The 22,836-nt window shown below is 67.3% G+C and carries 20 protein-coding genes and 1 pseudogene; 12 read left to right on the top strand and 9 right to left on the bottom strand.

Going from position 1 to position 22,836, the window contains the following annotated elements; all coding sequences use genetic code 11:
• Entirely contained in the window at nucleotides 1-852 is an 852-nt protein-coding gene (locus tag ACXYMN_RS00280) for a sulfotransferase family protein (RefSeq protein ID WP_459011365.1), read from the top strand.
• Between the two features lie 4 nt (nucleotides 853-856).
• Here the strand turns inward: ACXYMN_RS00280 and ACXYMN_RS00275 are convergent, their stop codons facing one another.
• The 4 genes from ACXYMN_RS00275 to ACXYMN_RS00260 form a co-directional block, all read right to left on the bottom strand.
• Nucleotides 857-1,894 carry a glycosyltransferase family 2 protein gene (locus ACXYMN_RS00275; RefSeq protein ID WP_459011364.1) on the bottom strand — a complete coding sequence of 346 codons (1,038 nt, stop codon included), beginning with the start codon at nucleotides 1,892-1,894 and terminating at the stop codon, nucleotides 857-859.
• 185 nt (nucleotides 1,895-2,079) lie between these two features.
• Nucleotides 2,080-2,574 (bottom strand): 30S ribosomal protein S9, encoded by a 495-nt coding sequence (gene rpsI, locus ACXYMN_RS00270; RefSeq protein WP_459011363.1) that lies wholly within the window; start codon nucleotides 2,572-2,574, stop codon nucleotides 2,080-2,082.
• Nucleotides 2,574-3,038 carry a 50S ribosomal protein L13 gene (gene rplM, locus ACXYMN_RS00265; protein ID WP_459011362.1) on the bottom strand — a complete coding sequence of 155 codons (465 nt, stop codon included), beginning with the start codon at nucleotides 3,036-3,038 and terminating at the stop codon, nucleotides 2,574-2,576. Before rplM ends, rpsI begins: the two co-directional genes overlap by 1 nt.
• 342 nt (nucleotides 3,039-3,380) lie before the next feature.
• Complete coding sequence (locus ACXYMN_RS00260) at nucleotides 3,381-4,787, bottom strand: aminotransferase-like domain-containing protein (protein WP_459011361.1); 1,407 nt, start codon at nucleotides 4,785-4,787, stop codon at nucleotides 3,381-3,383.
• A gap of 202 nt (nucleotides 4,788-4,989) precedes the next feature.
• Between ACXYMN_RS00260 and ACXYMN_RS00255 the strand changes: the two genes are divergently transcribed.
• The 3 genes from ACXYMN_RS00255 (at nucleotide 4,990) to purL (ending at nucleotide 8,173) form a co-directional block, all read left to right on the top strand.
• Entirely contained in the window at nucleotides 4,990-5,217 is a 228-nt protein-coding gene (locus tag ACXYMN_RS00255; RefSeq protein WP_459011360.1) for a DUF1127 domain-containing protein, read from the top strand.
• A gap of 144 nt (nucleotides 5,218-5,361) precedes the next feature.
• Nucleotides 5,362-5,937, top strand: a complete 576-nt coding sequence (locus ACXYMN_RS00250) for a DUF6151 family protein (RefSeq protein ID WP_459011359.1) — start codon at nucleotides 5,362-5,364, stop codon at nucleotides 5,935-5,937.
• A 76-nt stretch (nucleotides 5,938-6,013) separates the two neighbouring features.
• A complete protein-coding gene (gene purL / locus ACXYMN_RS00245) occupies nucleotides 6,014-8,173 on the top strand; it encodes a phosphoribosylformylglycinamidine synthase subunit PurL (RefSeq protein WP_459011358.1) in 2,160 nt (719 codons plus the stop codon).
• Between the two features lie 141 nt (nucleotides 8,174-8,314).
• On the opposite strand, the pseudogene ACXYMN_RS00240 reads toward purL, so the two are convergent.
• The 4 genes and pseudogenes from ACXYMN_RS00240 to ACXYMN_RS00225 all read right to left on the bottom strand — a co-directional run.
• Nucleotides 8,315-8,608: pseudogene (locus tag ACXYMN_RS00240) on the bottom strand (DUF4174 domain-containing protein); the annotation flags it as partial.
• Nucleotides 8,609-8,819: 211 nt separating this feature from the next.
• Entirely contained in the window at nucleotides 8,820-10,634 is a 1,815-nt protein-coding gene (locus ACXYMN_RS00235) for an OmpA family protein (RefSeq protein ID WP_459011357.1), read from the bottom strand.
• A gap of 120 nt (nucleotides 10,635-10,754) precedes the next feature.
• Nucleotides 10,755-12,017 carry a vWA domain-containing protein gene (locus ACXYMN_RS00230; RefSeq protein ID WP_459011356.1) on the bottom strand — a complete coding sequence of 421 codons (1,263 nt, stop codon included), beginning with the start codon at nucleotides 12,015-12,017 and terminating at the stop codon, nucleotides 10,755-10,757.
• 147 nt (nucleotides 12,018-12,164) lie between these two features.
• Nucleotides 12,165-13,073 (bottom strand): AAA family ATPase, encoded by a 909-nt coding sequence (locus ACXYMN_RS00225; protein ID WP_459011355.1) that lies wholly within the window; start codon nucleotides 13,071-13,073, stop codon nucleotides 12,165-12,167.
• Nucleotides 13,074-13,308: 235 nt separating this feature from the next.
• On the opposite strand from ACXYMN_RS00225, the gene ACXYMN_RS00220 reads away from it, so the two are divergent.
• The 6 genes from ACXYMN_RS00220 (at nucleotide 13,309) to ACXYMN_RS00195 (ending at nucleotide 20,236) form a co-directional block, all read left to right on the top strand.
• Nucleotides 13,309-14,340, top strand: a complete 1,032-nt coding sequence (locus tag ACXYMN_RS00220) for a glycosyltransferase family 2 protein (RefSeq protein WP_459011354.1) — start codon at nucleotides 13,309-13,311, stop codon at nucleotides 14,338-14,340.
• Nucleotides 14,337-14,981, top strand: coding sequence for a sulfotransferase family protein (locus ACXYMN_RS00215; RefSeq protein WP_459011353.1), 645 nt, complete (start codon nucleotides 14,337-14,339; stop codon nucleotides 14,979-14,981). The genes ACXYMN_RS00220 and ACXYMN_RS00215 overlap by 4 nt, the downstream gene beginning before the upstream one ends.
• A complete protein-coding gene (locus tag ACXYMN_RS00210; RefSeq protein ID WP_459011352.1) occupies nucleotides 14,978-17,353 on the top strand; it encodes a glycosyltransferase family 2 protein in 2,376 nt (791 codons plus the stop codon). Before ACXYMN_RS00215 ends, ACXYMN_RS00210 begins: the two co-directional genes overlap by 4 nt.
• A gap of 4 nt (nucleotides 17,354-17,357) precedes the next feature.
• Nucleotides 17,358-18,050: an FkbM family methyltransferase gene (locus tag ACXYMN_RS00205; RefSeq protein ID WP_459011351.1), complete on the top strand. Its 693-nt coding sequence runs from the start codon at nucleotides 17,358-17,360 to the stop codon at nucleotides 18,048-18,050.
• Nucleotides 18,051-18,054: 4 nt separating this feature from the next.
• On the top strand, nucleotides 18,055-19,104 hold the full coding sequence (locus ACXYMN_RS00200; RefSeq protein WP_459011350.1) for a glycosyltransferase family 2 protein: 1,050 nt from the start codon (nucleotides 18,055-18,057) through the stop codon (nucleotides 19,102-19,104).
• Nucleotides 19,105-19,219: 115 nt separating this feature from the next.
• On the top strand, nucleotides 19,220-20,236 hold the full coding sequence (locus tag ACXYMN_RS00195; RefSeq protein ID WP_459011349.1) for a phosphoadenosine phosphosulfate reductase: 1,017 nt from the start codon (nucleotides 19,220-19,222) through the stop codon (nucleotides 20,234-20,236).
• A gap of 40 nt (nucleotides 20,237-20,276) precedes the next feature.
• Here ACXYMN_RS00195 and ACXYMN_RS00190 read toward each other — a convergent pair whose 3' ends face one another.
• The gene (locus ACXYMN_RS00190; protein WP_459011348.1) at nucleotides 20,277-20,450 is read right to left on the bottom strand and encodes a hypothetical protein; all 174 of its coding nucleotides are present in this window, start codon (nucleotides 20,448-20,450) and stop codon (nucleotides 20,277-20,279) included.
• A 255-nt stretch (nucleotides 20,451-20,705) separates the two neighbouring features.
• Between ACXYMN_RS00190 and pyrC the strand changes: the two genes are divergently transcribed.
• Both pyrC and ACXYMN_RS00180 read left to right on the top strand, forming a co-directional pair.
• Nucleotides 20,706-21,740 carry a dihydroorotase gene (gene pyrC / locus ACXYMN_RS00185; RefSeq protein ID WP_459011347.1) on the top strand — a complete coding sequence of 345 codons (1,035 nt, stop codon included), beginning with the start codon at nucleotides 20,706-20,708 and terminating at the stop codon, nucleotides 21,738-21,740.
• 284 nt (nucleotides 21,741-22,024) lie between these two features.
• Nucleotides 22,025-22,702, top strand: coding sequence for an orotate phosphoribosyltransferase (locus tag ACXYMN_RS00180; protein WP_459011346.1), 678 nt, complete (start codon nucleotides 22,025-22,027; stop codon nucleotides 22,700-22,702).
• Nucleotides 22,703-22,836 lie beyond the last annotated feature (134 nt).

Genomic DNA, 22,836 nt, shown 5'->3' with positions numbered 1-22,836 from the left:
ATGGCCCAGCCGACCTTCTTTCTGGGACTTGGCGGGCAGAAATGCGGCTCGAGCTGGGTGCAGGCCTATCTGGCGCGGGCCAAGGGCAGCAACTTCGGGCGACTGGGCGAGTACCAGATCTGGGAGCATCGGCTGGGCGGCGTTTTCGCGCGCTACGCGGTGGCCGCGCCGACCCGGTTCGGACACATCCGTGCCCGGGCCAAGACGGCGCTGGGCGGGGCCGAGCCCGCGGCCCATCTGCGCTGGCGCCTGCAGCAGGATCCGACGGCCTATTTCGACTATTTCGCGGGCTTGCTGAACAAGCGCGGCGTGGTGCGCACGGGCGATATCACGCCGTCCTATGCCGCCCTGCCATCCGAGACGCTAAAGATGATCCGACAGGGGTTTGAAGCGCGCGGCATCGCCACCAAGGCCATTTTCGTCATGCGCGACCCGGTGGAGCGGCTGCGGTCGCACATGCGCATGGAAATGGAAAAGGGCCGCCTGCCGCTGTCGGATGCCAATGACGCGCCGCTGCGGGGCTTTTACGCCAGCGCCGAGGCCGAGGCGCGCAGCCGCTATGACCGCACTCTGGAAGCGATCGAGGCGGTGTTTCCCGCGTCCGACCGGCATATTGCGCTGTTCGAGGAGATCTTCACGCCCGAGGGCACCCGCGCGCTGGCGGAGTTCGCGGGCGTACCGGTCGAGGCCGAGGCGGGCGCGCGGCAGGTCAATGCACGCGGCAAGGGATCGAAAGTGTCCGAGGACGTGCGCATCGAGATCGCCCGGCATTACGCGCCGGTCTACGCGGCGGTGGCCGAGCGGCTGCCGCAGGTGCGCGCGCTTTGGCCCGGAGCGGACCGGGTGCTGTGACCGTCTACCAGCGCATCAGACCGGCATCGACCATCTGTTGCGGCTGCGCATAGCGGACCGAGTCGGGGCCGGTGAAGCGCCCCTGCCCGGCCCGCATCCGGTCCAGCAACTCTGCGTAGTAGCGGTATTTCGCGGCCCCCGAGGTATGCGCGCCCCAGGACCGGGCGCGGGCGATCTTGTCCGCGAAGCGCGACGTGAAGACAAAATGCGCGATGGTCAGCAGGGTGTCGTCCGAGGGCGGGCGGTTGCAGTAATGCGATCCGACCTGCCACGTCTGCGCATCGCGCAGCACGAAGGGCGTCTTGTGGCGCGGGGAACGCATGAACCGTTGCGCCTTGCGGTCGCGTTTGGGGGTCATCAGGCGCTTGAGCAGACCGCCTTCGACACGCGGGCGGATGCCGTAGGCGTCGAACAGCGCCTGGGTCTTGGCGACGCCGATCAGCGAGGGATCGGCACCGGGGTTGAGTTGTACCAGCGGGTCCGGTTCGAAATACGGGTAGGCCGAGAACAGCCCCGCGGCGGTGTCGGGCATGGGCAGGGCAAAGTCGGCGATGGTTTCGGGGAAGAACTCGACCACCGAGGCAGTGACGCAGGCGGCCTTCTGGGCCCGGAGCCGGGCGACGATGTCAGCGGCGTCCGACACGCCGGGCGGCAGGATCAGGAATTCGTCGGCGTCGAAATAGGCGACGTAGTCACCCGGGCAGGCCACATGCGGGATCGCGGCCTTGAGATAGGTGCCGAAGCGGTCCTCTTTCAGGGTGCCGTCGGGGGCCTCGATCTGGACCGGCGCACCAAAGGTCCGGTCCGCCCGGTAGAGCACGACATCGCGCTGCGCCTCAAGGTATTGTCCTGTGCCGTCAGTGCTTTGGTCGTCGAAGATGAGAAACTGGTTGAACCCCAGGGCGCGGTAATGGCCCAGAAAGGCGGGCAGGAAATCCATCTCGTCGCGCAGGATCGCGAAAAGCGTGAGACGCCCGGGCGCGACCGTGCCCTGCACCTGCGTCACATGATCCATCACCTCGTCAAAGCGCATCCGCTGCATGGGCCGTCCTTTCGCTGTTGCGGTGGTAGCGCGGTTTCAGGGTGCGAAAAAGGGGCGCGTGCGCCTGGGACGCCGGATCGGGACCGGGATCGGGACCGGGAACAGGTTCGGGAGCAGGATCGGGACCGGGGCCACGAAAAAGGCCGCCCCGAAGAGCGGCCCTGTCCGATGTCGTGGTGCGACGCTTAGCGCTTGGAGAACTGGAAGCTGCGGCGGGCCTTGCGCTTGCCGTACTTCTTGCGCTCGACGACGCGGCTGTCGCGGGTCAGGAAGCCTGCCGCTTTCAGCGCGGCGCGCAGGCTGGGATCATAAAGCTGCAGCGCGCGGGACACGCCGTGCTTGACCGCCCCGGCCTGACCGGAAAGACCGCCGCCCTTGACGGTGGCCATCACGTCGAACTGGTCCTCGACACCGGCGACGGTGAAGGGCTGGCGCAGGATCATCTGCAGCACCGGACGCGCGAAATAGGCGTTCAGTTCCTTGCCGTTGACGGTGACCTTGCCGGAGCCCGGCTTGATCCAGACGCGCGCGGAGGCGTCCTTGCGGCGACCGGTGGCATAGGCGCGGCCCAGCGCGTCGCGGACCGGCTCGCGCTGGATCGTCACGTCGGCCTGGGGTGCGGCGGCGTCGATGCCGGCAGCCTGGCCCAGTTCTTCGAGGGAGTTGATTTGCTCAGCCATTACTTCGCCACCCGGGTGTTCTTGGAATTCATCGACTTGACATCGATCACTTCAGGCGATTGCGCCTCGTGGGGATGCTCGGCCCCGGCATAGACCCGCAGGTTGGTCATCACCTGACGGCCCAGGCGGTTGCCGGGGATCATGCGCTTGACGGCCTGGAAGACCACCCGCTCGGGGTGGGCGCCTTCGAGGATCTGTTCCTTGGTGCGCGACTTGATGCCGCCCGGGTGACCGGTGTGCCAGTAGAAGTTTTCCTGGCGCTTCTTGCCGGTGAGCTGGACCTTGTCCGCGTTCACGACGATGACGTTGTCACCGGTGTCCATGTGCGGGGTGAAGGACGGCTTGTGCTTGCCGCGCAGGCGCTGCGCCACGATCGAGGCGAGACGGCCGAGAACAACGCCTTCGGCGTCGATCACGATCCATTTCTTCTCGATGTCGGCGGGTGTTGCCGAGAAGGTTTTCATGTTCAGGTTTCCCTTGGGTTCCTGGTGGTTCCTGGTGTGTATGGCCGGACACGGGGGGCAATCCCCGTGCGCGGCGCAATCCGATGGGCGGGTTATAGTCATGCCCGTTGCACAGTCAAGCGCGGTTGACGGGGATAAGACGTGCGAAAACAATGGCTTGCAAAATAGGTATTATATTACCCCATGGCTTTGGGGCGGCATGCGCGGGGCGCAGGCGTCGGGCGGTGCCGGGGCCGTGCGCGGGGCGTGCGGGGTGACGGGCGTGCGGTTGCGGGGATGGGCAAGGCGGGCCGCGGCCCCGGACCGCGATCCGGGGCCTCGAAGGCCTGCGCCCCTGCCCCGTCAGACGGCGATGCGGTCGGGCGGGTTTTCCAGCAGCGCACGGAGGCGGCCCAACGCGGCCTCGAAGGCGGCCAGCGAGACCTGGGCGTTGATCGACAGGCGCACCGCATGGGGCGCGAAGCCGTCGCGCAGGGCAAACTCGTCGGCGGCGCGGATCTGCACGCCCTCGACCTCGGCGGCCTGCACGAAGGCGGCGGCGCGCCAGCCCTGCGGCAGCCGCAGCCAGAGAAACGGCATGTCCTCGCGCCAGGTCAGATCGAAGCCCCCGAGCGTGTTCACCGCCGCGCGGATGTAGCGGCCATATTCGGCGCGCACGGCATCGAGGACCCGGGGCAGGCCCGGGTCGCCGAGCACGTCGGCCACAAGATCGGCCAGCGGCGGGGCGATGCCGAAAAAGCCATATTCGGCGACCCGGCGCAGCTCGGCCTGCCAGCCATCCGGGGCGATGGTAAAGCCCACGCGCAGGGCCGGTGTGACGGATTTCGAGATCGAGGTGACGTACCACGCCTGTGTCGGCAGCAGGGCGCGGTAGCTGAGCGTGTGCGACCGGCCGATGCGGCAGCAATCGTCCTCGATGATGTGAAAGTCGCGCTTGCGGGCGACCTCGGCGATGGCGCGGCGCCGCGACAGCGGGGTCAGCAGACCGGTGGGGGTGTGGATCTCGGGCGAGGTGCAGAGGATCTGCGCGGCGTGCTTGCGCGCCAGCGTGTCGAGCGCATCGGGCAGCAGGCCGTCCCGGTCCATCGGCACGGCGACCACCTCGGCGCGCAGCAGTTCGGCGGCGCGGCGAAACCCGGGATAGGACAGTTCCTCGACCAGCACGGTGGGTTTCGCGCCCCTGAGCACCGCCTGCATCGCCAGCCCGATGCCGTTCTGCCCGCCATGCGACAGCACGAGGTCCGCCTCGGAGACCGGCCCCAGCGGCGTGCTGGCCAGCCAGTCGATCACCGCCGCGCGGGCGGGGCGAAAGCTGGGGCGGGAGGGATAGTTCATCAACCGTTCGGGCGGGTGCTGCGCCAGCCGGGCGAAGGCCGATTGTACCAATTGTACCTGTCCGCAATCCGGCAGCCTGGGCGAATAGAGCGAGACATCGTGCTGGTCCCGGTCGCCACCGCCCTGCGGCCAGACCGGCAGGGGGGCGGCGCGGCGCGGGCCGGCATCGGCGGCCACGAAAGTGCCGCGCCCGACCTCGGCCGTGGCGGCACCGCTGTCGGTCAGGATCGTATAGGCGCGCGCCACGGTGCCGGGCGTGATCCTGAGGTCGAAGGCCAGGTCGCGCACCGGCGGCAACTTGGCCCCCGGCACCAGGGCCCCGGTGGCGATGCCGTCGCGGATGGCCTCGGCCAGCGCCCGGTATTTCGGCCCCGTGCGCGCCCGGGCGGCGTAGCCCGACAAAATTGTATCCATGACAATGTTTTCCTCGATCGGCCGGCGCGACTCATTGTATCTGCCAGATGCACCCGCACACCGCATTGTGTCAATACACAGCCCGACCGATCCGACGCCCGTGAACCCGACGCGCGCAACATGCGCGCATCCGAAACCCGCCGCCTGCCCCTGCCCGTTCCGCCACCGAAGACCCCCGCCCGTCACGTCAGGGAGACCGACCATGTCCACCGCTGCATCGCCTGCCGAAAAGGTTGCTCCGGCTGATGCGCCCCGTAGCGGGGTCGCCGCCGCTATCATGCGCACACTCGCCGGGGCGCTGACGGCCCGGGCGGCGCGGTCCCGGCTTCGTCGGCATCAGGTGCCGCACGATCCGCATCTTCTGCGCGACATCGGTCTTGAGCATCACATGGTGCAGGCCGGGGTGCACCGCCGGTTCTGGCCGGGCTGAGCCCGGTCCGAAATCCGCCAGGTTTCCGTATCCCGACCTGCCGGATCTTCACCTCGGGCCGTCTTCGGGCGGCCCCTTTTTATTGCTCCGGGACGGTATGGCATGCCAGTCTGGCGGCGCTGGACCCGCCGGAGACACGCCGCCATGCCCGCCCTCGCCCTGTCTTGCAGCTGTGACGCGACCCGCTGGGTGTTGGCGCGGTCGATGCCGGGCAAGCTGATCACCTGCTATTGCAACGGGTGTCAGAGCTATATCCGCCATCTTTGCCGCAACGACCCGGACAAGGCGGGTGGCCTGCTGAGTCCCGAGGGCGGCACGTTGATCCTCCAGACCCTGCCCGACAGCCTGACGATCCCCCGCGGGGCCGACCATCTGCGGGCGCTGCGGATGACCTCGAAAGGGGTGGTGCGCTGGTATGCCGCCTGCTGCGACACCCCGGTCGCCAACACCATCGCGACGCCCGCGCTGCCCTTCGTGGGCATGGTTCTGCCGCAGGGCACGGAGGCGTTCGGGCGTTGCCGCACCCACGTCCACACCAACCACGCGGCACGCCCGGTCAGGCAGCGCGGCATGGCGGCGGCGGCCTGGGGGCTGATCGGGCGCGGCATCGCGGCGCGGCTGCGCGGGCAGACGGCGTCGCCCTTCTTTGCGGAGGGCACGCTGGTGCGGCAACCCGAGGTGCTGGACCGGGAGGCGCGGCAGGCGGCGGGCTGGCGATAAGGCCCGCCCCCCCCTTCACACCGCCGGGGTCCTGGCTTAGACAGCGCCCGAAGCCTGACCATCGGAGCATCGGACCATGCAAGAGCCGGCCATCACGCCCGAGCTGATCGCCGCCCACGGCATCAATCCCGAAGAATACGCGCGCATCCTCGAAATCATCGGACGCGACCCCAGCTTTACCGAACTGGGCATCTTCTCGGCCATGTGGAACGAGCATTGTTCCTACAAGTCGTCGAAGAAGTGGCTTCGGACCCTGCCGACGGAAGGCCCGCAGGTCATCTGCGGCCCCGGAGAGAACGCGGGCGTTGTGGATATCGGCGACGGTCAGGCGGTGGTCTTCAAGATGGAGAGCCACAACCACCCGTCCTATATCGAGCCCTACCAGGGCGCCGCGACCGGCGTCGGCGGCATCCTGCGCGACGTCTTTACCATGGGCGCGCGCCCGGTGGCGGCGATGAACGCGCTGTCGTTCGGCGAAGTGGCGCACCCCAAGACGCGCCAGCTGGTGCATGGCGTGGTCGAGGGCATCGGCGGCTACGGCAATGCCTTCGGCGTGCCGACCGTCGGCGGCGAGACCCGGTTCGACCCGGCCTATAACGGCAACTGCCTGGTCAATGCCTTTGCCGCGGGCCTCGCCGATGCCGACAAGATCTTCTACTCCGCCGCCTCGGGCGTCGGGCGTCCGGTGGTCTATCTGGGGGCGAAGACGGGCCGCGACGGCGTCGGCGGGGCGACCATGGCCTCGGCCGAGTTCGACGAGACCATCGAGGAAAAGCGCCCCACGGTGCAGGTCGGCGACCCGTTCACCGAAAAGCGCCTGATGGAGGCCTGCCTCGAGCTGATGCAGACCGGGGCGGTGATCTCGATCCAGGACATGGGGGCCGCGGGGCTGACCTGTTCGGCGGTCGAGATGGGCGACAAGGGCGAGCTGGGCGTGCGGCTCGATCTCGAACGCGTGCCCTGCCGCGAGCCGGGCATGACCGCCTATGAGATGATGCTGTCGGAAAGCCAAGAGCGGATGCTGATGGTGCTCGACCCGGCGAAAGAGGCCGAGGCGCGCGCGGTGTTCGAAAAGTGGGATCTCGACTTCGCCATCGTCGGAGAGACGCTGGCCGAAGACCGGTTCCTGATCATGCAGAACAACAAGGTGATGGCCGATCTGCCGCTGCGGGCGCTGTCGGGCAACGCGCCGGAATACGACCGCCCCTGGGTGCCGACGCCCGCCGCCGCGCCGCTTGAGGATGTGCCGCAGATCGACCCCGTCGACGGGCTGCGGGCGCTGTTGCGCTGTCCGAACTACACCGCGAAGCACTGGCTTTACGAACAATATGACAGCCAGGTCATGGCCGACACGGTGGCGGGCCCGGGCTATGGCGCGGGGGTGATCCGGGTGCATGGCACCGACAAGATGCTGGCCTTCACCTCGGATGTGACACCGCGCTACGTCATGGCCAACCCCGAGGAAGGCGGCAAGCAGGCGGTGGCCGAGGCGTTCCGCAATCTCTGCGCGGTGGGGGCAAAACCGCTGGCAACGACCGACAACCTGAATTTCGGCAACCCCGAGAAGCCCGAGATCATGGGCCAGTTCGTCGGCGCGCTGAAAGGCATCGGGGCGGCCTGTCTGGCGCTCGACATGCCGATCGTGTCGGGCAACGTGTCGCTTTACAACGAAACCGACGGCACCGGCATCCTGCCCACGCCCACCATCGGCGCGGTCGGGCTGATCGCGGCGGGCGAGGCCCCGATCCTCGGTCTGCCGCGCGACGGCGACGTGCTGGTGATGATCGGCGACGCGCTGGGCCATCTGGGGCAATCGGCGCTGCTGGCCGAGGTGTTCAACCGCACCGACGGCGATGCGCCGCATGTGGATCTTGAGGCCGAGCGGCGCAACGGCACCTTCATCCGCGCCATGCGCGATCATATCCAGGCCTGCCAGGACATCTCGGACGGTGGGCTGGCGCTGGCGGCCTTCACCATGGCTGAGGCGGCGGGGGTCGGCGTGCAGATCGACCCCGAGGATACGCCGACGCTGTTCGGCGAGGACCAGGGCCGCTATCTGGTCGCCTGCAGCTTCGATGCGGCAGAGCTACTGATGGTCGAGGCGACCCGCGCCGAGGTACCGATCCGCAGCGTGGGCGCGTTCAAGGGCGACACGGTCCGCTTCGGCAGCTCCGAGGCGCCGCTGTCCGAGCTCTCGGCGCTTTATCGTGGCGCGTTCGAAGAAATCTTCGGCTAGTCCGGCGCGCGCATCTCGCGCTGGCGCATCGGCATCGCGTCGATGGTGGCAAAAAGACTGTCGGCGGCGACGGGCGCATCCGCGCCGCTTGACGCCGCCATCCTTGCCGATCAGCAAAACGGTAAAGCCGGACCCCGCGAGGCGCTGGCGCAGCGCGCCCCGGCGCGTCGGATCGGCATCGGTCAACACGATGATGTCCCGCGCCGCCAGCCCGGCCTCGGCGGCGCTCAACGCGGTCATCTGGGCGCTCAGCGCGTCATCCTCGGGGCCCGGCGCGAAGATCAGGACGATCCGCGCCTGCCAGCGAAACGCGGCCAGATCCGACCGTGCCGGATCGAGATCGCGAAACAGCGCACCCTCACCACCGTCCGCACCCGCCGCCGACACCCCGGTGCCGATCAGCGCGGCCAAAGCCACCCGTCCCGCCTGTTGCATCATCCGTCGCATCGCACCCCCTTTTCAAGGCCAGGAGTCCCGAAATCGCCACACGCGGCGTCCTTTCCGGCAAAGACCTGACATCGCGCTTCATCTTTCCCAAAAAACGCACATCCCGCCATCGCCACAAGCACGGCCGGTGCCGTGACGGCGGGACAGTTCCGCGCCCCCGCCCGAAGGCGGGGACACGGAATCGCAACCTCGCGCGACCTTACCGCGACGCCTGCAAGAGCGGCGTGATGCGGCGCACGGCGGCGCGGCGATTGGCGCGCTCACCGGTCTGGGTCGGGATCAGCAGATCGCTCTCGCCATAGCCCTGGATCACCAAGTTCTCGGGCGGCACATCGAAATACTCGCTCAGCGCGAGCGCCACCGATTCCGCCCGCCGGTCCGACAGCGCCAGGTTGTACCCGGCCCCGCCGACCGCATCCGTGTGCCCCTCGATCAGGAACACCTCGGACGGGTTGTCGGCGATCAGGTTGCGGATCGCGCGCCCCAGAGCCGACAGTTCTTCGGCCTCTTCGGGGCGGATCACCGCCGAGCCGGTCTCGAAGTTGACGGTATCGACGTTGATTTCGGGCATCAGCTTGCGCACCTGATCGATGTTGCGCACCTGATTGAGCGAGAAGGTGCGGCCCGCCGCTTCGCCGTCGAGACGCTGCAGCGCCCGGCTCAGGTCGTCCTCGGACACATCGCGGAAGTTGGTGACGCGGCGGTCGTTGACCTGCGGCAGATCGTTGACCACCACCTCGGCCTTGGTCTCGGTGTCGTCGAACAGCACGAAGCTTTCGCCCGAGGGCAGCGTCCGGGTGCGGCGCAGCACACGCCCGTCGCGGGCGAGAATCGTCTCGATCTCGGAGCCGTCCTCGCGCACCACCACCGTCCGGGTCGAACCGTCGTCGTAGCGATAGGTGGTCACGTTCGAGCCCGGCTGGCGCAGCAGCGCATCGTCGTTGCGCAGGACACGGAACTGGCCGTCACGCTCGACCACGATGCGGTCGCCGGTGTTCGAGACGACCGCCTCGTTGGGGCGCAGCATGTCACCGACCGCCAGCGCGCCCAGACCCAGCAGGGCGGCCCCGGCACCGCGCAGGATTTCATCCTGGCGGTCGTTGTCGTCGTCCTTGTCGTCCGACGCGTTGGCCTGTGCGGCGGCGGCATTGCCTTGCTGAAGCGTGGTCTCGAACTCTTCGTCCGATCCGCGCGCGGTCTCTTCGGTCACGGTCTCTTCGACAATCTCGGGCTCGGCACCGGCGCTGTCACCGGCAGCGGCGGCGGCGGCGGCGCTGGTTGCGGCGTCATCCTCGGCAATCACGTCGGCCTGGGCCTGCGGGTCGGGCGCGACGACCTCGGCCTCTGCCGCGGTTGCTTCGGGCGCTTCGACCGGGGTGTCCGCTTCGGCCTCGACCTCAGCTTCGACCGCCGCTTCCGTCTCGGCTTCTGCCGCGGCCTCGGCTTCCGCTTCGGCGTCCTGCTGGCCGACCGCCTCTTCCAGCGCGTCCCTCAGGTCCGCGTCCAGCGGCGCGGTCGCCGGGGCGACATCGGCGTCCACCGCCTGACCGTCATTGACCGGCGCGGCCTCTGCCTCGGCGGCGGGGACCGGGACGGGGACGGGCGCGGGCACCGGATCGGCGGTCGGCGCGGCATCGTCACCCGCGGCGACATCCGCCTCGGGTGCGACTTCAGCGTCAGGAGCCGCCGGGGTCGCGGCATCGACCGGATCGGATGCATCCACCGGTTCGGACCCATCGACGGGACCGGCGGACGGGGCGGCCTGGTCGACCACATCGGCAGGCTCGGGCGCAGGGGTCATCTGCGCTTCGATCTGCGCGCGCATCTGGTCAAGCTCCGCGACCCGCGCGGTGTTGCCTTCCGCCTCGGCGGCGGCGCGTTGCTCGATGATGATCGCGATCGCGGCGTCGGGGGCCAGATTGCCCAGCCTCAGCAGATCCTGCGCCGCAAGCGGGCCGGACAGCGCCGCAACCAGGGCCGCGGCAGTGGTGGTCTTGAGAAACCGGCGTGTCATCGTGATCCTCCAATTGTCACGCCCGGGGGAATCCCCGGGCCATCGCAGGACAAACGCCCGCCGCGGCATCCCGGTTTCATGGCGCAAAAAAGAAGGCCGGTTCTTGCCGATTCCGCTGCGTCAGCCGTCGGCGATGGCCTGCATCAGGCGGGTCTTCTCGCCCGGGTCGTCGGGCTGGGATATGGCCTGGGCCAACTGCTCGAGCGTCTGCACCGAGTGCCCGGCGCGAAAGCTGTCTACATGCGGCAGCATGGCGCGGATGCCCCGGGCCTTGGGGGCAAAGCCGTCCCAGCGCAGCAGCGGGTTGAGCCAGATCAGCCGCCGGGCCGAGAGATGCAGCCGCTCCATCTCGCGCGCGAGGCCCTCCTCGGGGTCGCGATCGAGCCCGTCGGTGATCAGCAAGACCACCGCCCCCTGCCCCATGACCCGGCGCGACCAGTCGCGGTTGAAGGCGTGCAGACACTGCCCGATGCGGGTGCCGCCTTCCCAGTCCTGCGCCTCGGCCCCGGCGGCTTTCAGCGCCTGGTCGACATCGCGGGTGGCCAGATGCCGGGTGATATTGGTCAGCCGCGTGCCGAAGGTGAAGGCGTGGACCCTGGCCCAGCCCGCGCCCTTCTCGTTGGCGACCGCATGAAGAAAATGCAGCACCATGCGGCTGTACTGGCTCATCGAGCCGGAGATGTCGCAAAGCACCACCAGGTTCGGCCAGCGCGGACGCGGCCTGGTCTTGGCAAAGCTGCGGATCTCGCCGCCCTGGCGCATGGCCGCGCGCATGGTTCTTGGCCAGTCGGGCCGGTGGCCCAGCCGCGCGGCCAACTGGCGGCGCGACAGGATCGGCTTCACCGGCAGGCGCAGCTTGGCCAGCATGCGCTTGGCCTCGGCGATCTCGGACGTGGACATCTGCTCGAAATCGAGACTGCGCAAACGCTCTTCCTCGCTCATGGTCTGCGAGGCGTCGATCTCGATTTGCAGGTCTTCCTCGCGCTCTTCGGGACGGTCGGGCAGATCCGGCTGGGTGCCGTCCAGCAGCGCCTCGGCGGCCCGTCGCTCGGCGGCCTGGGCAATCTTTTCGTCCTGCACACCGCGGACCGCCGGGATCAGCATCGACATCATATGCTCGAGATAGCGCGGATCGCGCCAATAGAGGCGGAAGATCTGGGTGAAGACGGTGCGATGCTCGGGCCGCGACACGAAGCAGGCATGCAGGGTCCAGTAGAAATCCGACCGCTCGGAAAAACCCACCGCCTCGACCGCGCGGATGGCGTCGATCACCCGTCCCGGCCCCACCGGCAGACCGGCCTTGCGCAGCGCGCGGGCGAAATGAATGATGTTCTGCGCCAGGCGCGGCGTGTCGGGAACCTCAAGGGGCGCGTATTCGACCATCTCAGACCGTGCGGCCCGTGGGACAGGACGGGATGTGCGTATTTTCATAATGGAAAGACAAGAGCGCCGCGCTGCTGTCTTTCCATTTTCCAAATACGCATGCCGTGACCGTGACACAGGCGGAGCGCCGGGGGATCAGCGCGACACTCATGCGTCGACGAGCGACGCCTTGGCGTCGTCCAGGATCTTCTTGGCCTCCGAGCCCTGGATCTTCTGGATGTCGTCCTGATATTTCAGGATCGCGCCCAGGGTGTCCGAGATCACCTCGGGCGAAAGATCGATGACATCGAGCGCCAGCAGGCATTTGGCCCAGTCGATGGTTTCGGCGACGCCCGGCTTCTTGAACAGATCCTCGGTGCGCAGGCGCTGCACGAAGGCCACCACTTCGCGCGACAGGGAGGCCGCGACCTCGGGGGCGCGGGCGGTGAGGATCTCCACCTCGCGGTCGAAGTTCGGGTAATCGACCCAGTGATAGAGGCAGCGGCGCTTGAGCGCGTCGTGCACTTCGCGGGTGCGGTTCGAGGTCAGGATCACGATGGGCGGTTCGGGGGCCTTGATGGTGCCCAGTTCGGGGATGGTGACCTGGAAATCCGACAGCGCCTCGAGCAGGAACGCCTCGAAGGGTTCGTCGGTGCGGTCCAGCTCGTCGATGAGCAGCACCGGCGCGCCGTTTTCGTCCGGGCGCATGGCCTGCAGCAGCGGGCGTTCGATCAGGAAGTCGGGACCGAACAATTCGCGGTTGAGGATGTCGCGGTCAGCGTCGCCCTGCGCCTCGGCGGTGCGGATGGCGATCATCTGGGCGGGAAAGTTCCATTCATAGACCGCCGAGGAGGCATCGAGCCCTTCGTAGCATTGCAGGCGGATCAGCTTGCGTCCCAGCGCCGCCGACAGTGCCTTGGCGATCTCGGTCTTGCCGACGCCCGCCTCGCCCTCGAGAAACAGCGGCCGACCCAGTTTCAGCGACAAAAACACCACCGTGGCCAGGGATCGGCCGCAGACATAGCCGGTCGCGGCCAGCATGTCCTGGACGTTGTCGATGGATGTCGGTGCCGTCATGGTGTCGCCTCGCGGGTTGTGTTCGGGCCAGAGGGCCCGGAACCGGCCCGGGAATCAATAGCGCATAGGTCGCAGTTGGATTGCGACCTTCCGTTGCGGGCGGATGCGGAATTGACGCGATTTGCGCGATCCCTCTATGTTCAGGAAAAACAAACGGACCCGTGGCAAAACGGGACCCGGACGGCAGAGCGGAAGGTGACAGGCGAATGGGCGGCAATGGCGCAGGGGCGCGGGCATGCGGATAACCGCGGTGACCTGCGTGAAGAACGAGGGTCCGTTCCTGCTGGAGTGGATTGCCTTCAACCGGCGTCTGGGCGTGACGGATTTTCTTTTCTATTCAAACGACTGCACCGATGGCACCGACGATCTGCTGGATGCGCTCGAGGCGCGGGGCGGGGTTGTGCATCTGCCGAACCCGGCCGAAGGGCGCAACTACCAGATGGAGGCGCTGAAGGACGCGGCGCATCAAAGCGTGGTCAAGGCCGCCGACTGGGTCTGGATCGCCGATGTGGACGAGTTCCTCAATATCCATGTGGGCGATCACACCATTCCGGCGCTGGTTGCGGCCTGCGGCGACCCCGGCGCCATCTCGGTCACCTTCCAGTTTTTCGCCAGCGACGGGGTGACCGGCTATGAGGACCGCCCGGTGATCGAACAGTTCACCCGCAGCCACAATCCCGACCTGTGGTGCGGCGAGACGGCGATCGAGGTCAAGACCCTGGTGCGGCAGGATTTTCCACTGCAATACTACGGCGCGCACCGGCCTTTTTTCAGCAAGCGGGTCGAGACCCATCACTATCCGCGCTGGACCGATGGGTCGGGGCGCAAGGTGCCGCAGAAATTCCTGATGGCGGCCAATCCGCGGCGCATCCGCAAGTTCCCGGCGGCCGGCGCGCGGGAATTCGCGACGCTGAACCATTACGCGCTGCGCTCGCTCGACAGTTATCTGGTCAAGAACGACCGGGGCGACGTGAACCGCGAAAACCGCGCCTTCGACGACACCTATTGGCGCGAACGCAACGATCCGGCCTGGCAGGACCTGTCGATCCGGCGCTACCTGCCCGCGCTGCAGGGCGCCCTGGCGGCGATGAAGGCCGACCCCGAGATCGGCGCGCTGCATGCGGCCTCAGTCCGCGCGCATGTCGAAAAGCGCGACCAGCTTCTGGCGCAGGACAGCTATCGCGAGATGTACGCGCATCTGCAGCGCCTGCCGGCCCTGCCCCCCGGAGAGGCCGAGTTGATGGCAGAGCTGGGGCTTGCCCCATGAGCCGTCTGCGTGTCGTCAACCTTGGCCTGCCGAAGTCGGGCACCACGACGCTGGGCAAGGCATTGCGCCGGGCGGGGCTGAACGTGGCGGACTGGAAGGTCCGCGAAGGCCAGAGCGCGCATGACGCGTTGCGGGACGAGTTCGTCGGCAAGTGCTTTTATGACGCGTATTTCGCCACCGGCGATCCGCTGGCGGCGATGGAGGAGTTCGACGCCTTTTCCGAGATCAGCGCCATCGGGGGCGGAGCGAATTACTGGCCGCAGTTCGATTACGGGCTGCTCGCGGCGATCGCGGCGCATCATCCGGGCACGAGGTTTCTGCTGTCCTACCGCGCGCCCGAGGATATCGTCGGCTCGATGATGGCCTGGCGCAACCTCGGCACCGGGCGGCTGCCGAAACACGCGATCCCGGGCCTGCCCGAGGGCTACGGGCAGCACGAGGCCGAGCTGACGCGCTGGGTCGAGGGGCATTACGCCTATCTGCGCGCGGCCTTCGCGGCGCGGGACGATTTTCTGGAATACGACATCACCGATCCCGAGGCCCCGGCGAAGATCGGGGCGTTCATCGGGCGCGACTTGCCCTGGTGGGGACATGCCAACGAGCGCGGCAACACCCGTGCGGCGGAAGGGGCCGCGCCATGAGGATCATCGTGCATATCGGTCCCGAGGCGCAATCTTCCGAGCGGGTGCAGCGCGTGTTCGACGCCAAGCGGGCGCAACTGGCATCGAAGGGCGTGCTTTACGCGCGCTCGCCCGGGGCCAGGAACCACACGCGGCTGTTCATGGCGGTCAGCGACCCGGACGCGGTCGACACGCTGCGTTTCAACCGGGGCTTCACCCTGCCCGACAGGCAGGCCGGCTTGCGCGCGGAGGTGGCCGCGGCGCTGATGGCCGAGGTTGCACGGGCGGAACCCGAGGTGCTGATCCTGTCGTGTCACCAGCTGGGGTCTGCCCTGACCACGACGTCCGAGCGGGCGCGGCTGCGCGATCTGCTGGCGCCGATGTCGGAGGATATCACCATCCTGGCGCAGATCGACGATCCGGCGCGGATGCTGGCGCGGGCCTATGCGGCGCAGGTGATCGAGGGGCGCGCGGTGCCGCTGTCGCGCGATCTGGCGCTGGTGGGCGCGGACAGCTGGTGGGACGCAGCGCTTGAGGCCCGGCCCGAACCGGCCCCGGAACAGGGTGTGTTCGCCGACGTACAGGGCGCGCCGTTCTGGTTGGATATCAAGCGGTTGGTGGCCGAATGGGATGCGGTTTTCGGGGCCAAGTCGACGCGGCTTTGGGGTCTCGATCCGGAAAGCCTGTGGTCGGAGGGCGCGACAGAGGCCCTGCGCGAGGCCTTCGGGATCTCTGCGTCCTTCGGCAAGGCCGAGGCGGTGGACCGGCCCGCCGCCCCGCCCGCCGCATGGATGACCCGTGCGCGGCTGTTCAACGACGTAGTTCTGCGGCTGTTGCAAACGCCCGAGACGATCCTGGGCCGCCCGCTCTGGCGCAGGCTGGTGGGCGAGATGAAGGTCGACGGGCCACCGATCGATCCTGGCAGTTTGCATTCTGTTTCCAGCATGTTCTCGGATGATCTTAAGGCATTGGCCGAAGATCACCCGAGGCTGGGATGGGCGCCGCTGATCCCGCCGGTGGACTCTGACCCCTGGGTCGAGGCCGATCCGCTGTTCGGGTTCCGGGCGACGCAATACCTGATGGCGGCGCGCTGGCGCATCGAGCAGGCGGCGAAGGAGGAACGCGCGGCCAAGGCGCCGGAACTGGCGCAACTGGCGGTCGGTCTGCCCAGCGAGGCCGCGGGCGACGCATCGGTGCCTGACGACGGCCTGACGACCGAGGCGGCGAAGATCCTGCCGCCCCTGGCCAAGCAGAAGTTCGCGCAGCTGCGCGGGTCGCCCTTCGCGCCGCACAACACGCTTGGCACGGTCAACGAGGAAGAGCTGGCCGCGGCCTTCCCCGAGATGCCCGCGCGCGTCCTGCCCGAGGGATCGACCGGGCGCGTCATCGTCGGCTGCATGAAGAACGAAGCCCCCTACATCCTCGAATGGGTGGCCTATCACCGCGCCATCGGCGTGGATAATTTCCTTATCTATACAAATGGTTGCGAGGACCAGACGGCTGAGATCCTGGATCGGCTGGATGCCATGGGGATCGTCGAGCACCGCAACAACGACGCCTGGAAAGGCAACTCGCCGCAGCAATTCGCGCTTAACCGGGCCTTGAAGGAACCGGTGGTGACGCAATCGGACTGGATCATCCATATCGACGTGGACGAGTTCATCAACGTCCGCTGCGGCGACGGAACGCTGGACGATTTTTTCGCCCGCGTGCCCGAGGCGACCAATGTGGCGATGACCTGGCGGTTGTTCGGGCATTCGGGCGTGACGCAACTGTCCGATGCGTTCGTGATCGACCAGTTCGACCAGTGCGCGCCAAGGTTCTGCCCCAAGCCGCACACGGTCTGGGGCTACAAGACCATGTTCCGCAATATCGGAGCCTATCAGAAGCTGTCGTGCCACCGCCCCAACAAGCTGGTCGAGGGCGCCGAGGCGCAGGTGCGCTGGGTCAACGGATCGGGTCAGGACATGACCGCGGAGGCCCTCAAGAACGGCTGGCGGTCTTCGAAAAAATCGATTGGTTACGACCTCTTGCAGCTCAATCATTATGCATTGCGTTCAGCGGAGTCGTTCCTGATCAAGCGCCAGCGCGGGCGGGCGCTGCATGTGGATCGCTCGATCGGGCTGAACTACTGGATCCGCATGGACTGGTCGGGCGCGCGCGACATCACGATCAAGCGCAACACGCCGCGCCTGCGGGCGGAATATGACCGGCTGATCGCCGATCCCGAACTGGCCGCGCTGCACAAGACCGGTCAGGATTGGCACCGGCGCAAGGCGGAAGAGCTGCACGGCATGCCGGAATTCGAGGACCTGTATCAGCAGGCGCTGCACCTGAACCTGACCGAGATGGAACGCGTGGCCTATGCGCTCGCGCTGGATATGGAGAGCTGAGATCATGGCGCAAGCGGTGACGGACACATTCGAGACCCCGAACGGGCTGCGCTTTCCGCGCGACCGGGAATACATATCGCGCAGGACGGAAAAAGCCCTGACGTCAGAGGGTTACGAGGACAAGGAAACGCGGGCCGTGACCCAGCTTCTGCGCCGCGACGACCGCGTTCTCGAACTGGGATCGGGGATCGGCTACATGTCGACGCTGATGGCGCGGCGCCGCCCGCTCGAGGCGATCGAGACCTATGAGGCCAACCCGAGGCTCTTGCCGTTCATCCGCGCGGTGCACAGGCTGAACGAACGTGAAGACATCGTGGCCACCAACGCGGTGCTGAGCGACGGGCCGGGCGACCCGGTGCCGTTTTATATCCGGCGCGACTTCCTCGGCTCCTCGCTTTGCCGGGAGGATGACCCCGACAGCATCATCGATACGGTGGAGGTGCCGCAGATGGACATCAACGCGGTGACCGAGCGGCTAAAGCCGACTTTCCTCGTGTGCGACATCGAAGGCGCGGAGGCGGCGCTTCTGCCGGCGGCGGACCTGTCGCATCTGCGCGCGGCGGTGGTCGAATTGCATCCGCAATGGATCGGACAGGACGGCGTGCAGGCGGTGTTCGACGCCTTCCACAAGGCCGGGCTGACCTATTTCCCGAAAGTGTCGCAGGCCAAGGTCGTATGCTTCAAGAAAGGCTTCTAGGCCGTTGAATATCCTTGCGATCCTTTGTGTCAGGAACGAAGGGGCCTATCTGCTCGACTGGCTGGCCCACGCGCGGGCGGCGGGGATCGGACATGTGCTGGCCTATAGCAACGACTGCGACGACGGCACCGATGCGATCCTCGACCGGCTGGCGGAGATCGGCCATGTCACGCATTGCCGCAATCCGGGGCCGTATGACAAGGGCGGCATCCAGTTCACCGCGCTCAAGGATGCGGCAAGCCAACCGGTGGTGGCGCAGGCCGACTGGATCCTGCCGCTGGATGTGGACGAGTTCGTCAACGTGCATGTGGGCGCGCGCACCCTGCCCGCGCTGATCGAGGCGCTGCCCGAGGCGCAGGCGATCACGCTGACATGGCGGCTGTTCGGCTGCGCGGGACAGGTGCGCTACGCGCCGACACCGGTGCCGGAGCGGTTCACCCGCGCCGCGCCGAAGGTGATGCATTGGCCGTGGCGGGCGGCGATGTTCAAGACGCTCTATCGCAACGACGGAAGCTACCGCAAACCGGGCGTGCACCGGCCCCGCGACCCCGACAAGGCAAAGGTCGGGCACGCGCGCTGGTTCGACGGCTCGGGGCGCGAACTGGACGCGCAGTTCCGCACCCGGCGGATCTTTTCGACCTTTGGTCAGGACAACCAGCAGCTTGTCCAGCTCAATCACTATCCGCTTGGTTCGATGGAGGAATACGTGCTGAAGGCGGCGCGCGGGCGGGCGGTGCACACGGATCATCTGCTGGGGCTGGACTACTGGGTGGAGCGGAATTTCAACACCGACGAGGACCGCAGCATCGCGCCGGTCAGCGCAATGGCGGCACCGATCCGCGCGGCGCTGGGGCAGGATGCGGAGCTGGGGCGGCTGCACGCGGCGGCGGTCGACTGGCGGCGGGCGCGGTTCGACGCGCTGATGCTGCAGGAGCCCTATCGCGCGCTGATGGGGCGGCTGATGATGACGCGCCCATCGCAGCCGCTGCCCCCGAAAGCTGCGGGTTTTCTGAAATCCTACGGGCTGCGCGCCAACGAAAACCCGCAGGTCTGACCGGTAACCCCTTTGAATTTCCTCGTCACAGGCGCATTTTCGTCAAAATGCGCGGGCATTGTTTCCAACAAAGCAGCGCTGACGTCTGCGGGCGAGTCCGAGGAAGAGTGGCAACATGCCGAACGAAACTGCATGGCATATCGATCTGGCGGGGCTGGATTACGATACCTGGCGCACGCGTCTGAAGGGCATCGGCGAGACCAACGGCTTTTTCGAACCGCTGGGAAAACGGCACCATGCGCTGTTCAACGAAGACGGTGACACGCTGCTGGTCAGCTTCGAAAGCTTTTCGGGCATCCAAGCGCTGACCGAGACCAACCGGCCCGTCGCGCTCGAGGTGGCCGAGGCCGAGGGCTGGTCGCTGCTGTCCGTGGTGTCGAAGAACGACACATGGTTCCGCGACGCGCAGGTCTTCGGGTTTTTCGACCAGCTGACCGATGACGGGTTCTTCGACGATTTCGACCGGGTGATCTTTTTCGGCGCGGGGCCTTGCGGCTACGCGGCGGCGGCCTATTCGGTCGCGGCCCCCGGGGCGACGGTGCTGGCGCTGCAACCGCAGGCCACGCTCGATCCGCGGATGACCGGCTGGGACGAACGGTTCGTCGAGTATCGGCGCATGGATTTCACCGACCGCTACGGCTATGCGCCCGACATGCTGGACGGCGCGCTGCGGGCCTATGTGCTGTGCGATCCGCGCGAATACCTCGATGCGATGCACGCGGCGCTGTTTTATCGCTCCAATGTCACGAATTTGCGGCTGCCGTTCATGGGCGGCACCCTGCAGAGTGCCCTGCTGGAAATGGAGCTGCTGCGGCCCCTGCTGCGCGCAGCGGTGGACGGTACGCTGGACGATCTGGCCTTTGCCCGGTTGATGCGGGCGCGACGCGACTACGGCCCCTATCTGCGCAAGCTATTGGCGCGGGTGGAATCCGACGAGCGGCTGGAACTTGTGCGGCTGCTCTGTTCGAACGTGGCCAGTCGCAAGACCGCGCCGCGATTCCGGCGACGGCTGCGGGCGCTGCGCAGGATGGAAGAGGAAGGGGAAGAGCTTGGGGCGTCGGGCACGGATGGCCGCGATGGGCCCGATGACGACGATACCGACGCGCCGGACGGCAAGACCGCCGCGCGCTGACCAGCGATCAACGCACCGGGACGCGCCGCCCGGGAGTGCCCTAGTTGCGGCGCGACAGGATGACCTCGCGCAGTTGCGCCTGGAAATGGCCGATCAGCCCGCCCACCAGCAGCGCCATCGGGCTGGCCCGCACCCCAAGCAACCACAACAGCGCGACCGCGATGGCAAGCGCCACGGCAAAGGCGATGACACGGCGGCCCGGCGCATCCGGCATGTGCCGTTCGCCCAGGTGACGTCAGAGGATCTCGGTCAGGCGGGGTTGCAGCGACATCACCGCGGCACCGGCGCAGATGGCCACGAAAAAGGTCAGAAACATGAGGGGCCGCTCCGGCTGCGGGGTGGACGGGTATCGCCCCATTTTGCCCCATCGGCGCGCCCTACTCAATGTGTGATGACAGCCGCCGCGCGATGGGGCCGGAGACACGCTTGATACTGGTGCGGACGCGGCGGTCATGATATTCGCCACGCCATGAAAACCCTGACCCTTCGCCGCCCCGATGACTGGCATCTGCATCTGCGCGACGGCGCGATGCTGGCTGCCGTGTTGCCCGAAACCGCCCGCCATTTCGGCCGCGCCATCATCATGCCGAACCTCGTGCCACCGGTGGTGACCGGGGCCGATGCCGCCGCCTATCGCGACCGGATCATGGCCGCCCTGCCCGAGGGCGCGGCGTTCGAGCCGCTGATGACGCTGTACCTGACCGAAGACACCGACCCCGACGACGTGGCGCGGGCGCATGCGGACGGGCTGGTGAAAGCGGTCAAGCTGTATCCGGCGGGGGCGACGACCAACTCGGCCTCGGGGGTCACCGATTTCGACAAGGTGCGCCCGGTGCTGGAACGCATGGCCGAGATCGGCCTGCCGCTGTGCGTGCACGGAGAGGTCACCGAGCCTGTGGTCGACATCTTCGACCGCGAAAAGGTGTTCATCGACCGGGTTCTGGCCCCGCTGCGCGACGCGACGCCCGGTCTGCGCGTCGTGATGGAGCATGTCACCACCCGCGATGGCGTCGAATATGCACGCTCGGGCGGGGACGATCTGGCCGCGACGATCACCACGCATCATCTGGTGATCAACCGCAATCACCTGCTGGTGGGCGGCATCCGGCCGCATTATTATTGCCTGCCTGTGGCCAAACGCGAAATTCACCGGCTGGCGCTGCGGTCGGCGGCCATGTCGGGCGAGGCGTGCTTTTTCCTGGGCACGGACAGCGCGCCGCATGTGGACGCGGCGAAGGAATCGGGATGCGGCTGCGCGGGCTGTTTCACCGCCACCAACACGCTGTCGATCCTGGCGGAGGTCTTTGAGCAGGACGGCTGCCTCGACCGGCTCGAGGGCTTCGCGTCGCTGAACGGGGCAAGGTTCTACGGGCTCGACCCGCACGAGGACACGGTGACGCTGACCCGGGGCGATCCGGTGGACTATCCGGCCAAGATCGAGACCGGGGACGGCCCGGTGACGGTCTTCGATCCGGGCTTTCCGCTGCATTGGCGGGTGGATTGATTGCCCCGCCAGCGCCGATCCGGCCCCACCGGATTGGCGCGTCGGGCAAGCCAGCGCACCGATCGACCAAAGCGATGATCCGTCGAGACAAAGCGCGCATTTCGACGCGTGAAGCGCCAAGCCGCCGGATCGGCGCATCCGAACCATGTCGCTTGTGCCGACCATTCGTCGGATAGCGCCCTTGTGATATCGCCGTTCCCGGACCGTGACCGAACCCAACTCTTCCCCCGACCGCCCTTTCGCGCTAACCGAACGCCCGAGCGCATGACCTGAAAGGCCCCCAGATGATCCCCACCAGCTACCCCGCCCCCGAAGAGATGGCCCGCCTGACCGCCGCCATGCTGCTGGATATCGAAGCGGTAAATTTCAACGCGCGAGACCCCTATACGCTGGCCTCCGGCCTGCCCTCGCCCAGCTATATCGATTGCCGCAAGCTGATTTCCTACCCGCGCATCCGGGCGACGCTGATGGACTTCCTGACCGTCACGGTGATGCGTAACGCCGGGCTGGAGGCCTTCGACAACATCGCCGGGGGCGAAACCGCGGGCATCCCCTTTGCCGCGCTGGTGGCCGAGCGGATGGCGCTGCCGATGACCTATGTGCGCAAGAAACCCAAGGGTTACGGTCGCAATGCCCGCATCGAGGGCGCGATGACCGAGGGCCAGCGCGTGCTGCTGGTCGAGGATCTGACCACCGATGGCGGCTCCAAGCTGTCCTTTGTCGATGCGATCCGCGACACCGGGGCCACCTGCGCGCATACGGCGGTGATCTTCTATTACGACATCTTCCCCGAGACGATTTCAACGCTGGGCGATCATGGCGTGACGCTGCACCATCTGTGCACCTGGTGGGACGTGCTGGCCGAAGCCAAGCGCCGCGAAGCCTTCGACGCCGAGACGCTGGGCGAGGTCGAAAGCTTCCTGCGCGACCCGCGCGCCTGGCAGGCCGCACGGCAGGGCTGACCCCGCCCGCAGAACGCCACGGGACGCCACAAGACGCCACGGATCGACACAGACCGACCTAGAACGATGAGGGACGCGATCGGGCGCGTTCCCGCAACGTCGTGTTGCAACAATTCGGGGTTGCGCCACTTTAT

It is taken from the genome of Roseivivax sp. CAU 1753 (assembly GCF_054482575.1).
The sequence above is the reverse complement of the archived record's forward strand: the minus strand, read 5'-3'. Positions and strand labels throughout refer to the sequence as shown.

Excerpts from the sequence above, each read along its gene's own strand:
- ACXYMN_RS00280 (WP_459011365.1), top strand. The coding sequence starts at position 1 with ATGGCCCAGCCGACCTTCTTTCTGGGACTTGGCGGGCAGAAATGCGGC.
- ACXYMN_RS00275 (WP_459011364.1), bottom strand. The coding sequence starts at position 1,894 with ATGCAGCGGATGCGCTTTGACGAGGTGATGGATCATGTGACGCAGGTG.
- rpsI (WP_459011363.1), bottom strand. The coding sequence starts at position 2,574 with ATGGCTGAGCAAATCAACTCCCTCGAAGAACTGGGCCAGGCTGCCGGC.
- rplM (WP_459011362.1), bottom strand. The coding sequence starts at position 3,038 with ATGAAAACCTTCTCGGCAACACCCGCCGACATCGAGAAGAAATGGATC.
- ACXYMN_RS00260 (WP_459011361.1), bottom strand. The coding sequence starts at position 4,787 with ATGGATACAATTTTGTCGGGCTACGCCGCCCGGGCGCGCACGGGGCCG.
- ACXYMN_RS00255 (WP_459011360.1), top strand. The coding sequence starts at position 4,990 with ATGTCCACCGCTGCATCGCCTGCCGAAAAGGTTGCTCCGGCTGATGCG.
- ACXYMN_RS00250 (WP_459011359.1), top strand. The coding sequence starts at position 5,362 with ATGCCCGCCCTCGCCCTGTCTTGCAGCTGTGACGCGACCCGCTGGGTG.
- purL (WP_459011358.1), top strand. The coding sequence starts at position 6,014 with ATGCAAGAGCCGGCCATCACGCCCGAGCTGATCGCCGCCCACGGCATC.
- ACXYMN_RS00235 (WP_459011357.1), bottom strand. The coding sequence starts at position 10,634 with ATGACACGCCGGTTTCTCAAGACCACCACTGCCGCGGCCCTGGTTGCG.
- ACXYMN_RS00230 (WP_459011356.1), bottom strand. The coding sequence starts at position 12,017 with ATGGTCGAATACGCGCCCCTTGAGGTTCCCGACACGCCGCGCCTGGCG.
- ACXYMN_RS00225 (WP_459011355.1), bottom strand. The coding sequence starts at position 13,073 with ATGACGGCACCGACATCCATCGACAACGTCCAGGACATGCTGGCCGCG.
- ACXYMN_RS00220 (WP_459011354.1), top strand. The coding sequence starts at position 13,309 with ATGCGGATAACCGCGGTGACCTGCGTGAAGAACGAGGGTCCGTTCCTG.
- ACXYMN_RS00215 (WP_459011353.1), top strand. The coding sequence starts at position 14,337 with ATGAGCCGTCTGCGTGTCGTCAACCTTGGCCTGCCGAAGTCGGGCACC.
- ACXYMN_RS00210 (WP_459011352.1), top strand. The coding sequence starts at position 14,978 with ATGAGGATCATCGTGCATATCGGTCCCGAGGCGCAATCTTCCGAGCGG.
- ACXYMN_RS00205 (WP_459011351.1), top strand. The coding sequence starts at position 17,358 with ATGGCGCAAGCGGTGACGGACACATTCGAGACCCCGAACGGGCTGCGC.
- ACXYMN_RS00195 (WP_459011349.1), top strand. The coding sequence starts at position 19,220 with ATGCCGAACGAAACTGCATGGCATATCGATCTGGCGGGGCTGGATTAC.
- ACXYMN_RS00190 (WP_459011348.1), bottom strand. The coding sequence starts at position 20,450 with ATGCCGGATGCGCCGGGCCGCCGTGTCATCGCCTTTGCCGTGGCGCTT.
- pyrC (WP_459011347.1), top strand. The coding sequence starts at position 20,706 with ATGAAAACCCTGACCCTTCGCCGCCCCGATGACTGGCATCTGCATCTG.
- ACXYMN_RS00180 (WP_459011346.1), top strand. The coding sequence starts at position 22,025 with ATGATCCCCACCAGCTACCCCGCCCCCGAAGAGATGGCCCGCCTGACC.